Origin of the sequence: Oceanibacterium hippocampi (assembly GCF_900172325.1) — a bacterium.
Classification (GTDB): domain Bacteria; phylum Pseudomonadota; class Alphaproteobacteria; order Sneathiellales; family Sneathiellaceae; genus Oceanibacterium; species Oceanibacterium hippocampi.
In genome coordinates this window covers 12,544-29,921 of the sequence record NZ_FWFR01000007.1, presented here as the reverse complement: position 1 = coordinate 29,921, position 17,378 = coordinate 12,544, and the positions used below count along the sequence as shown (strand labels likewise).

Genomic DNA, 17,378 nt, shown 5'->3' with positions numbered 1-17,378 from the left:
ATGAAGCTTCTCGAACCGCTCGCCGTCGGCGGGATGGTGCTGCCGAACCGGGTCGCGGTCCCGGCCATGGTGACGCGGCTGTCCGGCGAGGACGGCTACGTGAACCAGGACATCTCCGACCGCTACGCCCGCTATGCCGAGGGCCAGGTCGGGCTGATCGTGGTCGAGGCGACGGCTGTTCACCGGAACAAGTCGGGGCCCCTGCTCCGTCTTTCCGACGACGCCTTCATCGCCGGCCACCGCGACATGGTGAGCCGCGTGCACGACATCTCGGATTCGAAGATCGTGCCGCAGATCATCCACTTCCTGAAGGTTGCCCGATCCGGCTGGCGGCAGACCATCGACAGCCTGAGCGTCGCCGACATCGACCGGATCGTCGGCGAGTTCGGCGACGCCGCGGCCCGCGCCCGCGAGGCCGGCTATGACGGCGTCGAGCTCCATTCGGCCCATGCCTACACGCTGTCCTCCTTCCTCTCGCGGCGCAATCCGCGACGCGACGACTATGACGGGCGAACGCTGGAAGGCCGCCTGCACATGTTCGGCCGGGTCATGACGGCGGTCCGCGAGAAGGTCGGGGCGGACTTCCCGGTCGGCGTCCGCTTCCTCGCCGAGGAGGCGATCAAGAACGGCTACACGCTGGAGGATGCCAAGCGCATCGCCTACCGGATGGCGAGCCTCGGCGTCGACTACATCTCGCTCTCGGTCGGCGGCAAGTTCGAGGATGCCGAGCATCGGGAGGGCGAACCGCTCTACCCCTACACCGGCTATTCCGGCGACCGCTGCATGCCGGGCGACTGGTATCCGCCGCTGCCCCATGCCCATCTCGCCCACGGCGTGAAGCAGTATCTGAACGACAAGGGCTTCGACGTACCGGTCATCTCGGTCGGCAAGATCTCGCGCCCGGCCGATGCCGAGAAACTGCTGCAGGACGGCAAGGCCGACATCATCGGCATGGCCCGCCAGCTGCTGGCGGACCCGGACTGGGTGAAGAAGATCGCCGAGGATCGCGCCGACCGCATCGTCCATTGCATCTATTGCAACGTCTGCAAGCAGCTCGACGAGAAGTTCCGCGAGGTCAACTGCTTCCTCTGGCCGAAAGGCGCCCGCCAGGCACCGGCCGACGATCCGTCCGACGTCTTCCCGGTCTGGCCCGCCGGCGATGCCGGCCTGCAGGCGGAGATCACCGGCGGCCAGGTCAAGCTCGCCTGGAACGGCGCCGAGGGCGCGGTGATCGGCTACGACATCTACCGCGCCGAGGATGACGGCCCGATCGTCGCGGTCGAGGCGGTCAAGAGCCGGAAATACAGCGACCGCACCGTGCTGGGCGGCTTCCGCTACCGCTATTTCGTGCGCGCCTTCGACGCCCAGGGTCGGGCGAGCGCGCCGTCCGACAGCGTGACCGTCGACATGCCAATGCCCGATTACGCACCATCGCGGGGAGTTGCATGAGATGCCGGAGAAGAGTGCCCATACCGATGATTTCGCGGCCCGTCACCTGCCGCCGCCGGCGGCCTGGCCGAAACTGGTCCTGGACGGCACGGAGCGCCTCAAAAGGCTGCCCCCGCGCATCAACTGCGCGACCGAACTGCTTGACAAGCAAGCGGAAAAATTCGCCGATCGCCCGGTCATTCACTATCAGGACAAGGTCTGGAGCTATGCCGACCTGAACGCCGAGGCGAACCGCATCGCCCATGTCCTGGTCGAGGATCTGGGCGTCGTGCCGGGCAACCGGGTGATGCTCCGGGCGCCCAACAACCCGATGTATGTCGCCTGCTGGTTCGCCGTGATGAAGGTCGGCGCGATCGCCGTCGCGACCATGCCGCTGCTACGCTGGCGCGAGCTTGTGCATATGGCGGACAAGGCGGAAATCCATGTCGCGCTCTGCGACCAGCGCCTGCGCGACGAGATGGAGAAGGCCATCGAGGTCTCGCCGAACCTTGAACGGGCGCTCTATTTCGGCATCGACGGCGCCGACAGCCTCGACCGGGCGGCGGCGGCGAAGCCGGCCGTGTTCGAGACCTGCGACACCGCGGCCGAGGATACCTGCCTGATCGCCTTCACCTCGGGCACGACGGGCAAGCCCAAGGGCTGCATGCACAATCACCGCGACGTCATGGCGATCTGCGAGACCTTCGCCGCCGAGGTGCTCCGTCCCGGGCCCGAGGATATTTTCACCGGCAGCCCGCCGATCGCCTTCACCTTCGGCCTCGGCGCGCTGGTGACCTTCCCGATGTTCGTCGGCGCCTCGACCGTGCTGGTCGAGCAATACACGCCCGAAACGATGTTGCAGACGATCGCCGCCTACGGCGTGACGACGCTGTTCACCGCACCGACCGCCTACCGGGCGATGATCGACCTGCTGCCGAAGCACGACATTTCCTCGCTGAAGGCCTGCGTTTCGGCCGGCGAGTCGCTGCCGCTCGCGACCTGGCAGGCCTGGCACGAGGCGACCGGGATCCGCACGATAGACGGCCTCGGCTCGACCGAGATGCTGCATATCTTCATCACCTCCGCCGGTGACGATATCCGCCCCGGGGCGACCGGCCGGGCGCTGGCCGGCTTCGAGGCGAAGGTCGTCGACGAGACCGGCGCGGACGTGCCCGACGGCGTGGTCGGTCGGCTCGCCGTGCGCGGCCCGACCGGCTGCCGCTACCTCGACGATCCGGATCGCCAGGCGGGCTACGTGCAGAACGGCTGGAACCTGACCGGCGACGCCTACATGCGCGATGCCGACGGCTATTTCTGGTACCAGGCCCGGACCGACGACATGATCATCTCGGCCGGCTACAATATCGCCGGGCCGGAGGTCGAGGGCATCCTGCTGGAGCATCCCAAGGTTTTCGAATGCGCGGTCGTCGGCTCGCCGGATCCGAAACGCGGCGAGATCGTCAAGGCCTTCGTCATTCCGCGCGACGGTGTCGTCGCCGACGCGACCCTGGCGCGCGAACTGCAGGATTACGTGAAGGCCGAGATCGCACCGTACAAGTATCCCCGGGCGATCGAGTTCGTGACAACTCTGCCGCGCACCCAGACCGGCAAGATCCAGCGCTTCGTGCTGCGCCAGGCGGAGCGCGAGGCGGCCGAAAAATGTTGATAGATCCAACAATCTGCCCGACACTGCGCCGAAATCGCGACAACGCGGTCGAGGCACGGGCGTCCGGGAACCGGCGCTGGCGGAAGACGGGATTTTCGTAACCCGCCCGCATGACGTATCATGCCAGTACAGGCTGGCCTGCAGGAAGACAGGGAGGATGTCGATGAAGAGATTAATCGTGGGGATGGTCAGCGCCGTGGCGCTTCTGGCCACCCCGGCCATGGCGGCGGATCCGGTGAAGATCGGTTTCGTCACGACGCTGACGACAAACGCCGGCGCGATCGGCGAGGACATGCGGAACGCGGTCGAGCTCGCGCTCGACCATATCGACCGCAAGATGGGCGGACGGGACGTCGAGGTGATCTATGCCGACGACCAGTTCAAGCCCGATGTCGGCAAGCAGGAAACCGTCAAGCTGGTCGAGAAGGAGCATGTCGACTTCGTCGCCGGCTACATCTGGAGCCACGTCCTGCTGGCGTCCTACAAGTCGGTGGTCGGCAAGGGGCCGTTCCTGATCTCGTCCAATGCCGGCCCGTCGCAGATCGCGGGCAAGCTGTGCGATCCGGACTTCTTCTCGACCTCCTGGCAGAACGACCAGACGCCGATGGCCATGGGCGAGGTGCTGAACCAGAAGGGCATCAAGTCGCTCTACATCATGGCGCCGAACTATGCCGCCGGTAAGAACATGGTCGCCGGCGTCGAGCGGACCTACAAGGGCGAGGTGGTCGGCAAGGATCTGACCAAGTTCCCCGACCAGCTCGATTTCTCGGCCGAACTGGCGAAGATCCGCGCTGCAAATCCGGAAGCGGTCTTCATCTTCTATCCCGGCGGCCACGGCCCGCAGTTCTTCAAGCAGTACGCGCAGGCCGGTCTGAAGGACAAGATCCCGCTCTATTCGGTGTTCTCGGTTGACTCGATCAATATCGACCGGCTCGGCGACCTCGCCCTCGGCACGCTGATGACGCAGTTCTGGGTTCCCGACCTGGACTTCCCGGCGAACAAGAAGTTCGTCGCCGACTACAAGGCCAAGTACGGCAAGTATCCGTCGTTCTACGGCGCCCAGTCCTACGACACGATCATGCTGATCAAGAGCGCCGTCGATGCGGTGGGCGGCGACCTGAGCAAGCGCGACGAGATGCGGGCGGAAATGAAGAAGGCCAATTTCGACTCGGTCCGCGGCCCCTTCACCTTCGGCAACAACCACTTCCCGATCCAGAATTTCTATCTCCGCGAAGTGATCAAGGACGCCGACGGCAAGTTCACGACCAGCGTCGTGCAGACCGTTTACGAGAACCACCAGGACCCCTACGCGTCCGAATGCGAGATGAAATAGCCGGTTGACGATTGGCGGCGACGGCATGTCCCCGTGGCATGACGTCGCCGCCGTCGTTTCGGCCTGTTCCCTTCGCTTGAACTCTCTCCTCACGCCAGGCGTGCCCTGATGAACTGGCTCCTTTTGTTCGAACAGATCCTGAACGGGATCCAGCTCGGACTGCTGCTGTTCCTGCTCGCAGCCGGCCTGACGCTGATTTTCGGGATCATGGATCTCGTCAATCTGGCGCATGGCTCGCTCTACATGATGGGCGCCTATTTCGCCTACAGCTTCGCGGGCTGGACGGACAGCTTCGTGATCGGCGTACTGCTGGCGCTGCCGGCAACGCTGCTGCTCGGCATCGTCGTCGAGGTGGTGGCGCTCCGAACGCTCTACGACCGCAATCACCTGGACCAGGTGCTGGCCACCTTCGGCCTGATCCTGTTCTTCAACGAGCTCGTGCGGATCATCTGGGGTCCGGCGGGGCTGGACCTGCCGCTGCCGGACTTCCTGAATACCAGCGTCGAGATCCTGCCCGGGATCCCCTACCCGACCTATCGCCTCGCGGTGATCGCCGTCGGCCTGCTGGTCGCGCTCTTCCTCTACCTGCTCGTCGCCCGCACCCGGATCGGCATGCTGATCCGCGCCGGCGCCAGCAACCGCGAGATGGTCGGCGCGCTCGGCGTCGACATCAAGCTGCTCTACACGATCGTCTTCGGGCTCGGCGCGGCGCTTGCCGGGCTCGCCGGGATGATGGCGGCGCCGATCCTGACCGTCGAGGTCGGCATGGGCGAACGCATCCTGATCGATACCTTCGTGGTCATCGTGATCGGCGGCATCGGCTCGATCCGCGGCGCCTTCCTGGCGGCCCTGATCATCGGGCTGATCGACACGGTCGGCCGCTCGATCCTGCCGGACCTGCTGAACCTCATGCTGCCGCAGGCGGCGGCGAGCACCGCCGCGCCGGCGCTCTCCTCGATGCTGACCTACGTGCTGATGGCGCTGGTGCTGGCGATCCGCCCGGCCGGCCTGTTCCCGCCGAGAGGAGCCTAGGCGTTGACGCTTTCCGTTCGCAGCGTGACGGTCATCCTGGTCCTGCTCGGCCTGGCACTCGTGCCGCCGATCGCCAGCTGGGTCGACCAGGGCTACTACACCGTGCTGTTCGCGCGCATGCTGATCATGTCGATCGCGGCGATCGCGCTCAACCTGATCCTCGGCTTCGGCGGCATGGTGAGCTTCGGCCATGCCGCGTTCCTCGGCGTCGGCGGCTATGTCGCGGGCATCTTCATCTTCCATTATTTCGAGGACGGCGCCGAGTGGATGGGCAACGGCTATGTCCAGCTCGCCGCGACGATCGTCGCCTCGGCCCTGGTCGCGCTGTTCATCGGCGCGATCTGCCTGCGCACCCGCGGCGTCTATTTCATCATGATCACGCTCGCCTTCGGGCAGATGCTGTTCTTCGTCGCCGTCGGGCTGGAGATATACGGCGGCGACGACGGCCTGTCGCTCTACACGCGGAGCGAGTTTCCCGGGCTGTTCGACCTGAACGACCGGACGACGCTCTACTACGTCTCCTACGGGACCATGCTGGCCTGCCTGCTCGTGTCCTGGCGCCTGATCAATTCGCGCTTCGGCATGGTGCTGCGCGGCGCCAGGCTCAACGACCGGCGCATGAAGGCGATCGGCTTCCCGACCTATCCCTACCGTCTCGTCGCCTTCGTGATTTCCGGCGTGATGACCGGGATCGCCGGCTTCCTGCTCGCCAACCAGACCGACTTCGTCAGCCCCTCGATGATGCACTGGACCAAGTCCGGCGACCTGATCATCATCGTCGTGCTCGGCGGCATGGGGACGCTGTTCGGGCCGCTGTTCGGTACCATCGCCTACCTGCTGCTCGAGGATATCCTGCCCTCGATCACCGAATCCTGGCAGCTCTTCTTCGGGCCGATGCTGATCCTCGTGGTCCTGTTCGCCCGCGGCGGCATCGACAGCCTGCTCGGTCCCCGGAGCAGACCGGATGACTAGATCAGTGCCGCTTCTCGAAACCGTATCGCTGATGAAACGCTTCGGCGGACTGACCGCGACCGATCACCTGAGCCTCACGGTCATGGAGAACGAGGTTCATGCGATCATCGGCCCGAACGGCGCCGGCAAGACGACGCTGATCGGTCAGCTGACCGGCGAGATCCGCCCCGACGACGGTCGGGTCCTGTTCGCCGGCCGCGACGTCACCGGGTTGCCGGTCCACCGCCGCTCCCATCTCGGGCTGGCGCGGTCGTTCCAGATCACCAACATCTTTCTCGATTTCACGGTCCTCGAGAATGTCAGCCTCGCCGTCCAGGCCCATGCCGGGCACAGCTTCCGCTTCTTCGCCGATGCCCGGAAGGAACGGCGCCTGATCGCCCCGGCCGAGGCAGTGATCGAACGGGTCGGCCTCGGCCGCCGCCGCGACGATGTCGCGCACAGCCTGTCCCATGGCGAGCAGCGCCAGCTAGAGATCGCCATGGCGCTCGCCACCGACCCGGTACTGCTCCTGCTCGACGAGCCCATGGCCGGCATGGGGCCGGACGAATCGGCCCGCATGGTCGAGATCCTGAGCGGCCTCAAGGACGAATTGTCGATCCTCCTGGTCGAGCACGACATGGACGCGGTCTTCGCGCTCGCCGACCGGATCACGGTGCTGGTCTACGGCGCGGCGATCGCCTCGGGCACGCCGGACGAGATCCGCAGCAACGATGCCGTGCTCGACGCGTATCTGGGTGACGAGAGGCCGTGAACGCCATGCTGGAAGTCGATCGCATCGACACCTTCTACGGCCAGAGCCAGGCGCTGTTCGGCATGAGTCTCAGCGTCGGCGCGGCCGAGGTCGTCACGCTGATGGGCCGGAACGGCATGGGCAAGACCACGACCGTGCGCTCAATCATGGGACTGACCCGGGTGCGGGCCGGCGAGATCCGCTTCAACGGCGTCCGGATCGACAGTCTGCCCTCGTACCGGGTGGCCAAGCTGGGCCTCGGCCTGGTGCCCGAGGGACGGCAGATCTTCCCGAACCTGACGGTGACCGAGAACATGATCGCGACGGCCGCCAATCGCAGCGGGCGCGACGATCCCTGGACCCTCGCCAAGGTGCTCGAGCTGTTCCCGTCGCTGGCCGAACGGCGCAACAACATGGGCAACCAGCTCTCGGGCGGCGAGCAGCAGATGCTGGCGGTCGCCCGGGCCCTGATGACCAATCCGCACCTGCTGATCCTCGACGAGGCGACCGAGGGACTGGCGCCGATCATCCGGGCGGAGATCTGGTCCTGCCTGTCGCGCTTGCGGCAGGGTGGCCAGTCGATCCTCGTGATCGACAAGAACATCAGGGAAATGACACGTATCGCCGACCGCCACTATATCATCGAGAAAGGAAGCGTGGTCTGGACGGGTACATCCGCCGAGCTCGTGTCCGCCGACGATATTCAACTGAGATATCTCGGCGTGTGAATGGATGGCGCCATACCGGAGAATATCCGGACCACTTTCTCACGATCGATCTAGTTCTTTCGTGTAGGAGATAGTTGCCGGTTTTACGGATATTTAACGCCCTCCCTGCATGCTCTTCGCGCACATGAACGATGGTGGGTTTCACCATCCTGCGGCGAAAATGGGTGTCCGGGGGGACAAGGGTGACTTATTCGGAATCGCGCGAAGCGGCTGAACGGTTTGCGCAATCAGCGCTGGAGCTCATGCAGAAGCAGAGCATCTGTCTCCACCCGAAGAATTTCACGTTATGGTACGAATTCTTTGCCGAGCGCAATCCGGGCCTGAACCGAACGCTCGAAGAACTGATCGAGACAACCGAGATCCTCGACGACGAACGCTGTGGCGAGATCTTCGACCGCTATTTCGGCAACCGCCTTGAGAGCGCGGTCATCGAGCAGTCGGGCCAGATGTACGAACGCTCCATGCAGGACGTCATGCATTCGCTCGGCGAGACCGACAGCAAGACGGCGAAATACTCCTCCGCGCTCAAGGATTTCTCCAACCAGATCGCGGACGGCCACCGGGAACGCTGGCAGGAGCTGGTGACCGCCGTGCTCGAGGAAACCCGCCTCATGAGCGATGAGGCGTTCCGTCTTCGCAAACGTCTCAAGAACGCGAAATCCGAAATCAGCGAACTCAAGGAAACCCTGCACAACGTCCGCAAGGAAAGCCTGACCGATCCCCTTACCGGTGTTGCCAACCGGAAAAGCTTCGACGTGCGCCTGGCGGAACTCATCGGCAGCTCGGCCGCGAAGGGCGAGCCGCTTGCGCTGGTGATGTGTGACATCGATCATTTCAAGAAGTTCAACGACAGGTTCGGCCACCAGATGGGCGACCAGGTGCTGCGCTTGGTCGGCGCGACACTGATGGGCGGGATCAAGGGCGAGGATCTGGTCGCGCGCTACGGCGGCGAGGAGTTCGCCGTCCTGCTGCCGCGCACGCGCCTTGCCGACGCCTGCACGGTCGCCGAGCAGCTGCGCCAGCGGTTGTCGGAGAAACGGCTCGTGCAGAAGTCGACCGGCCAGTCGGTCGGACGGATCACCATGTCGCTCGGCGTCGCCCTGCTCCGCCCCGGCGAGCAGGCATGCGACTTCATCCAGCGTGCCGACACTGCGCTCTATGCGGCCAAGGATGGCGGGCGCGACCGGGTTTCCTGCGCCCCCTGACTGGCCGGCCGAAGAACAGGCGGACGTCGCGACCGGCTTCCGCCCGTCCCGGCCGACCGAGAACTCCCGAAGGATTACAAATTTTGCCCGCGCTCTCGGGTTTTTGTATCATGATCGGAAAGCCGTCCGCCGAAGTGACGGATACCGTATCGGGAGAGCGCGCATGGGCTTCGAGAGCATCGAATTCACGACGGAAAATCAGGCCGCGACGATCCGCCTGAACCGTCCTGACCGTCTCAATTCCTTCACGGACGGGATGCACGGGGAGCTCCGTCAGGCGCTCGATGCGGTGGCCGCGGACGACACGATTCGCTGCCTGCTGATCACCGGCGCCGGACGGGCCTTCTGCGCCGGCGCCGACCTGACCCAGACCGGCCCGGCCAGCGACGGCGAGGGCGGCATGGATATCGGCCTCACCCTCGAGCGCCACTACAATCCGCTGATCAAGGGGCTGCGCGAACTGCCGAAGCCGGTGGTCGCCGCGGTCAACGGTCCGGCCGCCGGCGCCGGGATGAGTCTCGCCATGGCGGCGGACGTGGTTGTCGCCGCCCGCTCCGCCTATTTCCTCCAGGCATTCTGCAATATCGGCCTGGTGCCGGACGCCGGCAGCACCTTCTTCCTGCCCCGCCTCGCCGGTTCCGCCCGCGCCGCCGGGATGGCCCTGCTCGGCGAGAAACTGCCGGCCGAGGAGGCCGAGCGCTGGGGACTGATCTGGAAGTGCGTCGACGACGACAAGCTCGGCGAGACCGCCGCGGCACTCGTCGCGAAGCTCGCGAACGGTCCGACCAGGGGGCTCGGCATGATCAAGCGGGCGCTCAATGCCAGCCTCGGCAACGATCTCGACCAGCAGCTCGGCCTCGAACGCGTGCTGCAGCGCGACGCCGGCCGCACCGCCGATTTCGCCGAGGGTGTCACCGCCTTCCTCGGCAAGCGTCCGGCCACCTTCAAGGGGAAATGAGCGGTCCCGGATCGGCGGAAGCGGAGGCAGCAGCGATGTCGGACAACGATGGGGGCGCCGTGCAGGCGGCGGCAGGAAACGAGGCGGGGCCGAGCGAGGCCGCGCGGCTGGCGGAACGGGTCGCCGAGGCGATGTATGCCCGGGATCACGCGGTCAAGGCGCACGGCATATCGATCGAGGCGGTCGGCCCGGGCTATGCGCGGCTCGCCATGACGGTCCGCCCCGACATGGTCAACGGCCACGACCTTCTGCATGGCGGCATGACCTTCACCCTGGCCGACAGCGCCTTCGCCTATGCCTGCAACTCGTACGACGAGCGTGCGGTCGCCCAGATGGCGGATATCCGCTTTCTCGCCGCCGGCCATTCCGGCGACCGGCTGACCGCGGAAGCGCGCGAACAGCACCGTGCCGGCCGCAGCGGCATCTACGACATCACAGTCAGCGACCAGAACGGGCGCGTGATCGCGCTCTTCCGCGGCCAGTCACGTACCATCGGCGGCAGGGTCACCGAGGATCCCGGTCCGGGACCGGCGGCCGCCCCGAACAAGCAGGGGAGAGAGACATGAAAGCGAGCCCCGCGCCCCGGGACAGTCTCGAGCCGATCGAGATCGCCAGCCGTGACGAGATCGCGGCACTCCAGCTCGAGCGGCTCAGATGGTCGCTCGCCCATGCCTACGAGAATGTCCCCCACTATCGCCGCAGCTTCGACGAGGCCGGCGTGCATCCGGACGATTGCCGGCGGCTCGAGGATCTCGCGAAGTTCCCTTTCACCACCAAGCAGGACCTGCGCAACGGCTATCCCTTCGGCATGTTCGCCGTGCCGCGCGAGCAGATCCTGCGCCTGCATGCCTCGTCCGGCACGACCGGTCAGGCGACCGTGGTCGGCTACACGAAGCGCGATCTCGACATCTGGTCGGCGATGGTCGCGCGATCGATGCGCGCCGCCGGCGTCCGGCCCGGCGACGTGGTCCATGTCGCCTACGGCTACGGCCTGTTCACCGGCGGTCTCGGCGCCCATTACGGGGCCGAGGCGCTCGGCTGCACGGTGGTGCCGATGTCGGGCGGCCAGACCGAGCGTCAGGTCCAGCTGATCCGCGATCTCGGCGCCGCCGCGATCATGGTCACGCCGTCCTACATGCTGGCGATCGGCGACGAGTTCGAGCGCCAGGGGCTCGATCCGCGCGCGACCGCGCTGAAGGTCGGGATCCACGGCGCCGAGCCCTGGACAGAGCCGATCCGCCGGCAGATCGAGGAGCGCTTCGGGATCGATGCCGTGGACATCTACGGGCTGTCCGAGATCACCGGCCCCGGCGTCGCCCAGGAATGCGTGGAGAGCAAGGACGGCCTCCATGTCTGGGAAGACTATTTCTATCCCGAGATCATCGACCCGGAGACCGGCGCGACCCTGCCCGACGGCGAGACCGGCGAGCTAGTCTTCACCACCCTCGCCAAGGAGGGTTTGCCGATGATCCGCTACCGGACCCGCGACCTGACCAGCCTGCTGCCGGGCACGGCGCGGAGCATGCGGCGGATGACCCGGATCACCGGCCGCAGCGACGACATGCTGATCGTGCGCGGCGTCAATCTCTACCCGAGCCAGGTCGAGGAACTGGTGGTCGGCGACGCGCGGCTGTCGCCGCACTACGTGCTCGAGCTCGGGCGCGAGCGCAGCCTGGACACGCTCACCGCCGTTGTCGAGGTGACGCCTGCGCTGGCCGGCGACGCGGACGCGCGGGCGGCCGCGGAACGCGAGCTCAAGGCCCATATCAAGTCGTTCCTCGGGGTGACGGCCGCAGTTCGGGTGGTCGATCCGGGAACGGTCGAGCGCTCGATCGGCAAGGCCAAGAGGGTGATCGACCTGCGCGGCAAGTAGCGCGGCCGGAGGAGCCTGCATGGGAACCTACGACTACCCACGCTACGCCGCCCGGCCGCTCGCCGAGTTGAAGGCCAGAAGCACGTCGACCGCGGACGTTGCCATCGTCGGCGGCGGCATGGTCGGCCTCACCATGGCGCTGGAGCTGGCCCGGCGCGGCGTCGGGACGGTGGTTCTCGACGAGGACGACACGGTTTCCCACGGCAGTCGCGCCATCTGCCAGGCGCAGCGGACGCTGGAGGTCTGGGACCGCCTCGGCCTCGCGGAGCCAATGATGGCGCGCGGCGTGACCTGGAACGAGGGCCGGGTCTATCACCGTGACCGCGAGCTCTACAGTTTCAACCTGCGCAAGGATTCCCGGGCCCGCTTCCCCGCCTTCATCAATCTGCAGCAGTATCATGTCGAGGCGACCCTTGCCGAGGCGGCACACCGCGAACCGCTGATCGATCTCCGCTGGCGCAACCGGGTGACCGCGATCGATGTCGCCGGCGAGCCGCTGCGGCTCGGCGTCGAGACACCCGAAGGCGGCTACGAGATGCCCGCCCGCTACGTCATTGCCGCCGACGGGGCGCGCTCGACCATCCGCCGCCAGCTCGGCCTCCAGTTTCGCGGCAAGGTCTTCGAGGACCATTTCCTGATCGCCGATATCGTCATGGACGCGCCCTTCCCGGCCGAGCGGCGGTTCTGGTTCGATCCGCCCTTCGCGCCGGGGCAGTCGGCGCTGCTGCACATGCAGCCCGACCGGGTCTGGCGGCTCGATTTCCAGCTCGGCTGGAACATCGACCGGGACAGGGAACTCGAGCCCGAGGCCGTCAGGAGCCGTGTTCGCCGGATGCTCGGCGAGGATATCGCCTTCGAGCTCGAATGGGTAAGCATCTACACCTTCCAGTGCCGCCGGCTGGATCGCTTCCGCCACGGCCGCGTGCTGTTCGTCGGCGATGCCGCCCACCAGGTCTCGCCGTTCGGCGCGCGCGGTGGCAACAGCGGCGTCCAGGACGTCGACAATCTCGGCTGGAAGCTTGCCCTCGTGCTCGACGGGCGGGCGCCGGAAAGCCTGCTCGACAGCTATGACGCCGAACGTGTGCACGCGGCCGACGAGAATATCGGCCACTCGACCCGGGCCACCGAGTTCATCACGCCGAAGACCGATGTCAGCCGGATTTTCCGCGATGCGACGCTGGAACTCGCCGGACGCCTGCCCTTCGCGCGGGCCTTCGTCAATTCCGGGCGGCTGTCGACGGCGACCGTGCTGCCGGCGGACGGACCGGGGAACGTCGGCGGTTCGACGGTCCGGTCGGGGGTCCCGGTCGGTGCCCCCTGCCCCAACCTTCCGGCCATTTCCTGCGACGGCGCACCCGGCCATCTGCTCGGGCGGCTCGACGGCGCCGGGTTCGTCTGCCTGCTGTTCGTCAACGGGCGAACGACGTTGTCGGCCGATGACCGGCGCGCCTTCGCGGCGCTGGCCGGCGCGGATATTCCGGTCCGGACCCTGATCGTCGACCGGGCCGGGGGCACGGCGGACGCCGATCATCTGCCCGATCCCGGCGGGCTGCTTGCCGACGCCTTCGGGGCGGAGGACGGCGCCTGCTGGCTGGTCCGCCCCGACCAGCATGTCGCGGCCCGCTGGCCTGCCTTCGACCCGGCCCGGGTCGCATCGGCGCTCGACCGGATCTGCGGCCGGTCCGGCGCCGTCAATCCGAGGGGAGCATGATCATGAGCAGTTCCGCCCTCATCCTCGACGCCAATCTCGACGATCCGGATCGCTTCTACGCGGCCCTCGTCGAATCGTGCCGCGACCTGCCGCCGGAAGAGGCGCTCGCCTTCTCGGCCCGGCTGATCCTGCTGCTCGCCAACCATGTCGGCGATCACGCGATCCTGGCGGAAGCCCTGCGTCTTGCCGCCGCCGGCGAGCCCGCCGCCTGATTTCCCTGATATGTGTTCGGCGCGTTAAGGGTTTGTTTACGCCAGGTTAATAAAATTCTTCGTACTTGTACGGTCCAGAACAGTACCGAGAGTTTGCCATGCGCTTGTCCGACCAGTATCCGATCAACACGCCGCAGGATATTTTCGAGGCCGCGTTCGAGATATTCTCCGCCCAGGGTACGGACGGGCGGGATTTGCTCGAGCTGCGTGCCGAGGAAATGCGCGCCAACGGGGTCGAGGAAGACTATCGAACCTGCGTCGCCCTGATCAACGCGATGGACAAGCTGATTGAAATGGAGTTCCGCGGACCGATTCACTGACGGTCGTCGGCGGTTCCCGAAAGTCGGGTAGTGGTATGGTGGGTGTCGCGGTTTGCTGCGCCGTTCGGGCGGGCATGGAACAGGCTGCCGACAGCCCGGCCATCCGCCGTTCGGATTGCCGATGATCTCGCGCGTGCGGTCAGCCTTCGCGACCCTCTGGAAGCCCGCCGCCGTCGGCCTCATCCTGGCGATCATGGTGACGACCGGGGTTCGGGTGATCGGCGATTTGCGCAAGCAGTCCCACGCCAAGTCCGACGAACTCGTGGCCGCTGCCGTGGCGACCCGCGTCGAATCCTTCATCGAAGCCCGCCTCTCGATCATCGAACATGTCGCGACCGACCTCGGCCAGGTGCAGGCCCACGGCGCCCGGATCGGAATCCTCGAGCATGATTTCCGGATCGAAGCGGAGGCGTTCGTCGAGCGTTTCCCCGACACCCTTGCGGTCAATCGGATCAACGCGGCCGGGATCATCACCGAGGCGGTGCCGCTGGAGATGAACCGCAAGGCGCTCGGGCTCGACATCGAAAACCATCCCTTCGCGGGCGAATTCCTGCGGCAAGCCAGGGAGAGCGGACGAACTGTCCTCAGCGCCCCGCTCGAACTTGCCCAGGGCGGCACCGGCGTCGTCGCCTATCGCCCGATCGTCGCGCAGGGCATTGTCACCGGCTTCGTCAATCTGGTCTTCCGAGCCGGGCCCCTGATCGAGGCCGCTCTCTCGCCCGAGATCTGCACCAACTACCGCATCGCAATGGTCGATTCCGCGGCGACGATCTATGGCGAGCGGATTGCCGCCGACGCCAACGACGCGGTCAGCCGGTCGATCGGCCTGCGGAACCGGCAATGGACGCTGACCCTGTCGCCGCAGCCGGCGCTGACGGCAAGCCGGGCGGGTTCCGTCGAAGGCATATTGCTGGTCGCCGGTCTCGCCGTCTCGACGGCGATCGCCTGGTTCATCTGGCTGGTGACGCGGCAGAACGCGACGATCATGGTCAGCGAGCAACGCTTCCGCGACTTCTCCGAGGCCAGTTCGGACTATTTCTACGAACTCGATTCAAGACTTCGCTACAGCTATTTCTCGCCCCGCTTCGGAGAAGTCACCGGACTCGAGGCCGCTGGCTTTCTGGGCAGGACAGTTGCCGACTGCGAACGGCCGCCGGGTGTCGAGGCGGAACTCTGGCAGTCCCACCTCGCGACGCTCACCGGACGCCGCGAGTTCCGCAACTTCGTCAACTCGCGTACCCGGCCGGACGGCACCACTGTCTGGCTGTCGGCAAGCGGCAAACCCGTCTTCGATGCCCGGGGCGCGTTCGCCGGCTATCGCTGCACCGGCCGCGACGTGACCCGGGAAATCGTCGCCATCGAGGATCTGCGGCGGCTTCGTGCCGAAGCCGACAAGGCCAACCGGGCGAAGTCCGAGTTCCTCGCCAACATGAGCCATGACCTGCGCACGCCGCTCAACGCCATCGTCGGCTTCTCCGAGATCATGCAGTCGAAGATCTTCGGCCCGCTCGACAACGAGCGCTACGAGGAATATGCCGACCATATCCACGATTGCGGCAACCAGCTCGTGCAGCTCGTCGACACCATCCTCGAACTCGCCAAGGTCGAAAGCGGCGAGTACACGCTGCACGAGGAATGGCTCGAGATCGGCCGGGAGCTTGACCTGGCGCGGGCGCGGAACGCGCCGGAAAGCGACGGCGAACTGTTGGAGCGGATCACGACCGTCGGGGCCGGGCGGGAATGTCGGCTGCTTGCCGACCGCCGGGTCGTCATACAGATTCTCGACAACCTGATCGGCAACGCGATCAAGTATGCGGGCGACGATGCGGCGATCACCGTCGGCTGGTCGATCGACGCGGACGGCTGTGGCGAACTGTTCGTCCGGGACGATGGCAACGGCATCGCCGAGCAGCATCTCGACCGGCTGACCGAACCGTTCTTCCAGGCCGGCGATGACCATGACCGGCCCTCGACCCGGCGCCGCATCAGCCGCGGCATCGGTCTCGGACTGAACATCGTCAGCCACTTCGCCCGGCTGCACAATGCCCAGTTCCTGATCGAAAGCGAACTCGGCAAGGGCTCGACCTTCACCGTGCGTTTCCCGGCGGAACGGGTCCGCATGCCCCGCCAGCCGCTCCGCCTCGTCAAGTAGGCGCGGGCCTGCCGTTGGCGTTCCCGGCGGCCGCGGAATGCGTTCCCTGCCTCGCCGATCCGGGTCCCTCGTCATAGCCGGCCAGGATCGCCTTGACGCGCGCGCGAAGCCACTGGTGGCCCATGTCGGCGTCATGCCGGACGTGCCAGTAGAGGCGCAGGTCGGCCGGCGGAACGGCGACCGGCGCGGCATAGATCCGCAGGCCGAGCGATGCTGCATACTTGGTCGCGATGGCGCGCGGCAGGGTCGCGACCAGCGTGCCTTCCGCGACCGCGACGGCGACGCTGTGGAACTGCGGCAGGGTCAGGCTGGCCTCTCGGCGCCGCCCGACCACCGCCAGGGCCTTGTCGACGATTCCGGCAAGCTGGCCATTCGCCGAGGCGAATGTCTGCGGCATCGCGCAGAAGGCATCGAGCGGGATTTCCTCGCCCTCCTGCAGGCCGAGCCGGCGAATTGCCGGGTTGTCGGCGGCGGCGACGACCACGAAGCTCGAATGGAACGCCGGTTCGCAGGAGATCCATGCGGGCACCGCGGTCGCCGGTTCGAGCGCCAGATCGGCAGCCCGGTCGGCCAGTTGGTCCTGCATGTCGCCGCTGCTGTTGTCGATCAGTTGCAGGACGATTCCGGGCGCCGCCCGGCGCAGTGTCGCCGACAGCGCCGGCATCAGCATGTCGGCGAAATAATCCGATCCGTAGATCCGGAAGCAACGCCGGGCGGAGGCCGGGTCGAAGCCGGCAATGGCGGTCATCGCCTCTTCCAGGCCGACAAGCGCCTCCCGCACCGTATCCTTCAGTGCCAGCGCCTTCGCGGTCGGCACCATCCGGTTCTTCTGGCGCACGAAAAGCGGATCGTCGAGATGGCGGCGCAGCCGGTTCAGGGCCGCGCTGACCGCCGGCTGGCTGAGCCGCAGCCGGTCGCCCGCGCGGGTCGCGTTCTCCTCCCGGAACAGGGCGTCGAGGACTCGCAGGAGGTTGAGATCGAAGGTCGCGAAATTCATGCCATCAATAGTATGAATTCCGTATATGAATTTCCACGTGATTTCCGGCTCTGATAGGCTC

Annotated in this window: 16 protein-coding genes; 15 read left to right on the top strand and 1 reads right to left on the bottom strand. The window is 66.4% G+C overall.

The annotated features are described in order from the left end of the window. The 15 genes from OCH7691_RS21875 (at position 1) to OCH7691_RS21805 (ending at position 16,320) form a co-directional block, all read left to right on the top strand. Complete coding sequence (locus OCH7691_RS21875) at positions 1–1,449, top strand: oxidoreductase (RefSeq protein ID WP_085885751.1); 1,449 nt, start codon at positions 1–3, stop codon at positions 1,447–1,449. A gap of 1 nt (position 1,450) precedes the next feature. Next, on the top strand, positions 1,451–3,094 hold the full coding sequence (locus tag OCH7691_RS21870; RefSeq protein WP_085885750.1) for an AMP-binding protein: 1,644 nt from the start codon (positions 1,451–1,453) through the stop codon (positions 3,092–3,094). A 163-nt stretch (positions 3,095–3,257) separates the two neighbouring features. Next, entirely contained in the window at positions 3,258–4,427 is a 1,170-nt protein-coding gene (locus OCH7691_RS21865) for an ABC transporter substrate-binding protein (RefSeq protein WP_085885771.1), read from the top strand. 108 nt (positions 4,428–4,535) lie between these two features. Continuing rightward, positions 4,536–5,459, top strand: a complete 924-nt coding sequence (locus OCH7691_RS21860) for a branched-chain amino acid ABC transporter permease (RefSeq protein WP_085885749.1) — start codon at positions 4,536–4,538, stop codon at positions 5,457–5,459. A 3-nt stretch (positions 5,460–5,462) separates the two neighbouring features. After that, positions 5,463–6,431, top strand: a complete 969-nt coding sequence (locus OCH7691_RS21855) for a branched-chain amino acid ABC transporter permease (RefSeq protein WP_085885748.1) — start codon at positions 5,463–5,465, stop codon at positions 6,429–6,431. Continuing rightward, the gene (locus tag OCH7691_RS21850) at positions 6,424–7,182 is read left to right on the top strand and encodes an ABC transporter ATP-binding protein (protein ID WP_085885747.1); all 759 of its coding nucleotides are present in this window, start codon (positions 6,424–6,426) and stop codon (positions 7,180–7,182) included. The genes OCH7691_RS21855 and OCH7691_RS21850 overlap by 8 nt, the downstream gene beginning before the upstream one ends. Before the next feature lie 5 nt (positions 7,183–7,187). Further along, on the top strand, positions 7,188–7,889 hold the full coding sequence (locus OCH7691_RS21845; protein WP_085885770.1) for an ABC transporter ATP-binding protein: 702 nt from the start codon (positions 7,188–7,190) through the stop codon (positions 7,887–7,889). A gap of 242 nt (positions 7,890–8,131) precedes the next feature. Continuing rightward, entirely contained in the window at positions 8,132–9,094 is a 963-nt protein-coding gene (locus tag OCH7691_RS21840) for a GGDEF domain-containing protein (RefSeq protein ID WP_176245205.1), read from the top strand. A gap of 163 nt (positions 9,095–9,257) precedes the next feature. Beyond that, positions 9,258–10,052: a 2-(1,2-epoxy-1,2-dihydrophenyl)acetyl-CoA isomerase PaaG gene (paaG, locus tag OCH7691_RS21835; RefSeq protein ID WP_085885745.1), complete on the top strand. Its 795-nt coding sequence runs from the start codon at positions 9,258–9,260 to the stop codon at positions 10,050–10,052. A gap of 35 nt (positions 10,053–10,087) precedes the next feature. After that, a complete protein-coding gene (gene paaI / locus OCH7691_RS21830; protein ID WP_085885744.1) occupies positions 10,088–10,618 on the top strand; it encodes a hydroxyphenylacetyl-CoA thioesterase PaaI in 531 nt (176 codons plus the stop codon). Then, positions 10,615–11,925, top strand: a complete 1,311-nt coding sequence (gene paaK, locus OCH7691_RS21825) for a phenylacetate--CoA ligase PaaK (RefSeq protein WP_085885743.1) — start codon at positions 10,615–10,617, stop codon at positions 11,923–11,925. Before paaI ends, paaK begins: the two co-directional genes overlap by 4 nt. 19 nt (positions 11,926–11,944) lie before the next feature. Next, complete coding sequence (locus tag OCH7691_RS21820) at positions 11,945–13,636, top strand: FAD-dependent oxidoreductase (RefSeq protein ID WP_085885742.1); 1,692 nt, start codon at positions 11,945–11,947, stop codon at positions 13,634–13,636. Positions 13,637–13,638: 2 nt separating this feature from the next. Continuing rightward, entirely contained in the window at positions 13,639–13,848 is a 210-nt protein-coding gene (locus OCH7691_RS21815; protein ID WP_085885769.1) for a DUF2783 domain-containing protein, read from the top strand. 98 nt (positions 13,849–13,946) lie between these two features. Further along, positions 13,947–14,168 (top strand): hypothetical protein, encoded by a 222-nt coding sequence (locus tag OCH7691_RS21810; protein WP_085885741.1) that lies wholly within the window; start codon positions 13,947–13,949, stop codon positions 14,166–14,168. A 121-nt stretch (positions 14,169–14,289) separates the two neighbouring features. Continuing rightward, positions 14,290–16,320 (top strand): sensor histidine kinase, encoded by a 2,031-nt coding sequence (locus tag OCH7691_RS21805; protein WP_085885740.1) that lies wholly within the window; start codon positions 14,290–14,292, stop codon positions 16,318–16,320. On the opposite strand, the gene OCH7691_RS21800 is transcribed toward OCH7691_RS21805, so the two are convergent. Next, complete coding sequence (locus OCH7691_RS21800) at positions 16,313–17,317, bottom strand: LysR family transcriptional regulator (protein ID WP_085885739.1); 1,005 nt, start codon at positions 17,315–17,317, stop codon at positions 16,313–16,315. The genes OCH7691_RS21805 and OCH7691_RS21800 overlap by 8 nt on opposite strands. Between the last annotated feature and the right edge of the window lie 61 nt (positions 17,318–17,378).

Coding starts and splice junctions, on each gene's coding strand:
- OCH7691_RS21875 (WP_085885751.1), top strand. CDS start 1: ATGAAGCTTCTCGAACCGCTCGCCGTCGGCGGGATGGTGCTGCCGAAC.
- OCH7691_RS21870 (WP_085885750.1), top strand. CDS start 1,451: ATGCCGGAGAAGAGTGCCCATACCGATGATTTCGCGGCCCGTCACCTG.
- OCH7691_RS21865 (WP_085885771.1), top strand. CDS start 3,258: ATGAAGAGATTAATCGTGGGGATGGTCAGCGCCGTGGCGCTTCTGGCC.
- OCH7691_RS21860 (WP_085885749.1), top strand. CDS start 4,536: ATGAACTGGCTCCTTTTGTTCGAACAGATCCTGAACGGGATCCAGCTC.
- OCH7691_RS21850 (WP_085885747.1), top strand. CDS start 6,424: ATGACTAGATCAGTGCCGCTTCTCGAAACCGTATCGCTGATGAAACGC.
- OCH7691_RS21845 (WP_085885770.1), top strand. CDS start 7,188: ATGCTGGAAGTCGATCGCATCGACACCTTCTACGGCCAGAGCCAGGCG.
- OCH7691_RS21840 (WP_176245205.1), top strand. CDS start 8,132: ATGCAGAAGCAGAGCATCTGTCTCCACCCGAAGAATTTCACGTTATGG.
- paaG (WP_085885745.1), top strand. CDS start 9,258: ATGGGCTTCGAGAGCATCGAATTCACGACGGAAAATCAGGCCGCGACG.
- paaI (WP_085885744.1), top strand. CDS start 10,088: ATGTCGGACAACGATGGGGGCGCCGTGCAGGCGGCGGCAGGAAACGAG.
- paaK (WP_085885743.1), top strand. CDS start 10,615: ATGAAAGCGAGCCCCGCGCCCCGGGACAGTCTCGAGCCGATCGAGATC.
- OCH7691_RS21820 (WP_085885742.1), top strand. CDS start 11,945: ATGGGAACCTACGACTACCCACGCTACGCCGCCCGGCCGCTCGCCGAG.
- OCH7691_RS21815 (WP_085885769.1), top strand. CDS start 13,639: ATGAGCAGTTCCGCCCTCATCCTCGACGCCAATCTCGACGATCCGGAT.
- OCH7691_RS21810 (WP_085885741.1), top strand. CDS start 13,947: ATGCGCTTGTCCGACCAGTATCCGATCAACACGCCGCAGGATATTTTC.
- OCH7691_RS21805 (WP_085885740.1), top strand. CDS start 14,290: ATGATCTCGCGCGTGCGGTCAGCCTTCGCGACCCTCTGGAAGCCCGCC.
- OCH7691_RS21800 (WP_085885739.1), bottom strand. CDS start 17,317: ATGAATTTCGCGACCTTCGATCTCAACCTCCTGCGAGTCCTCGACGCC.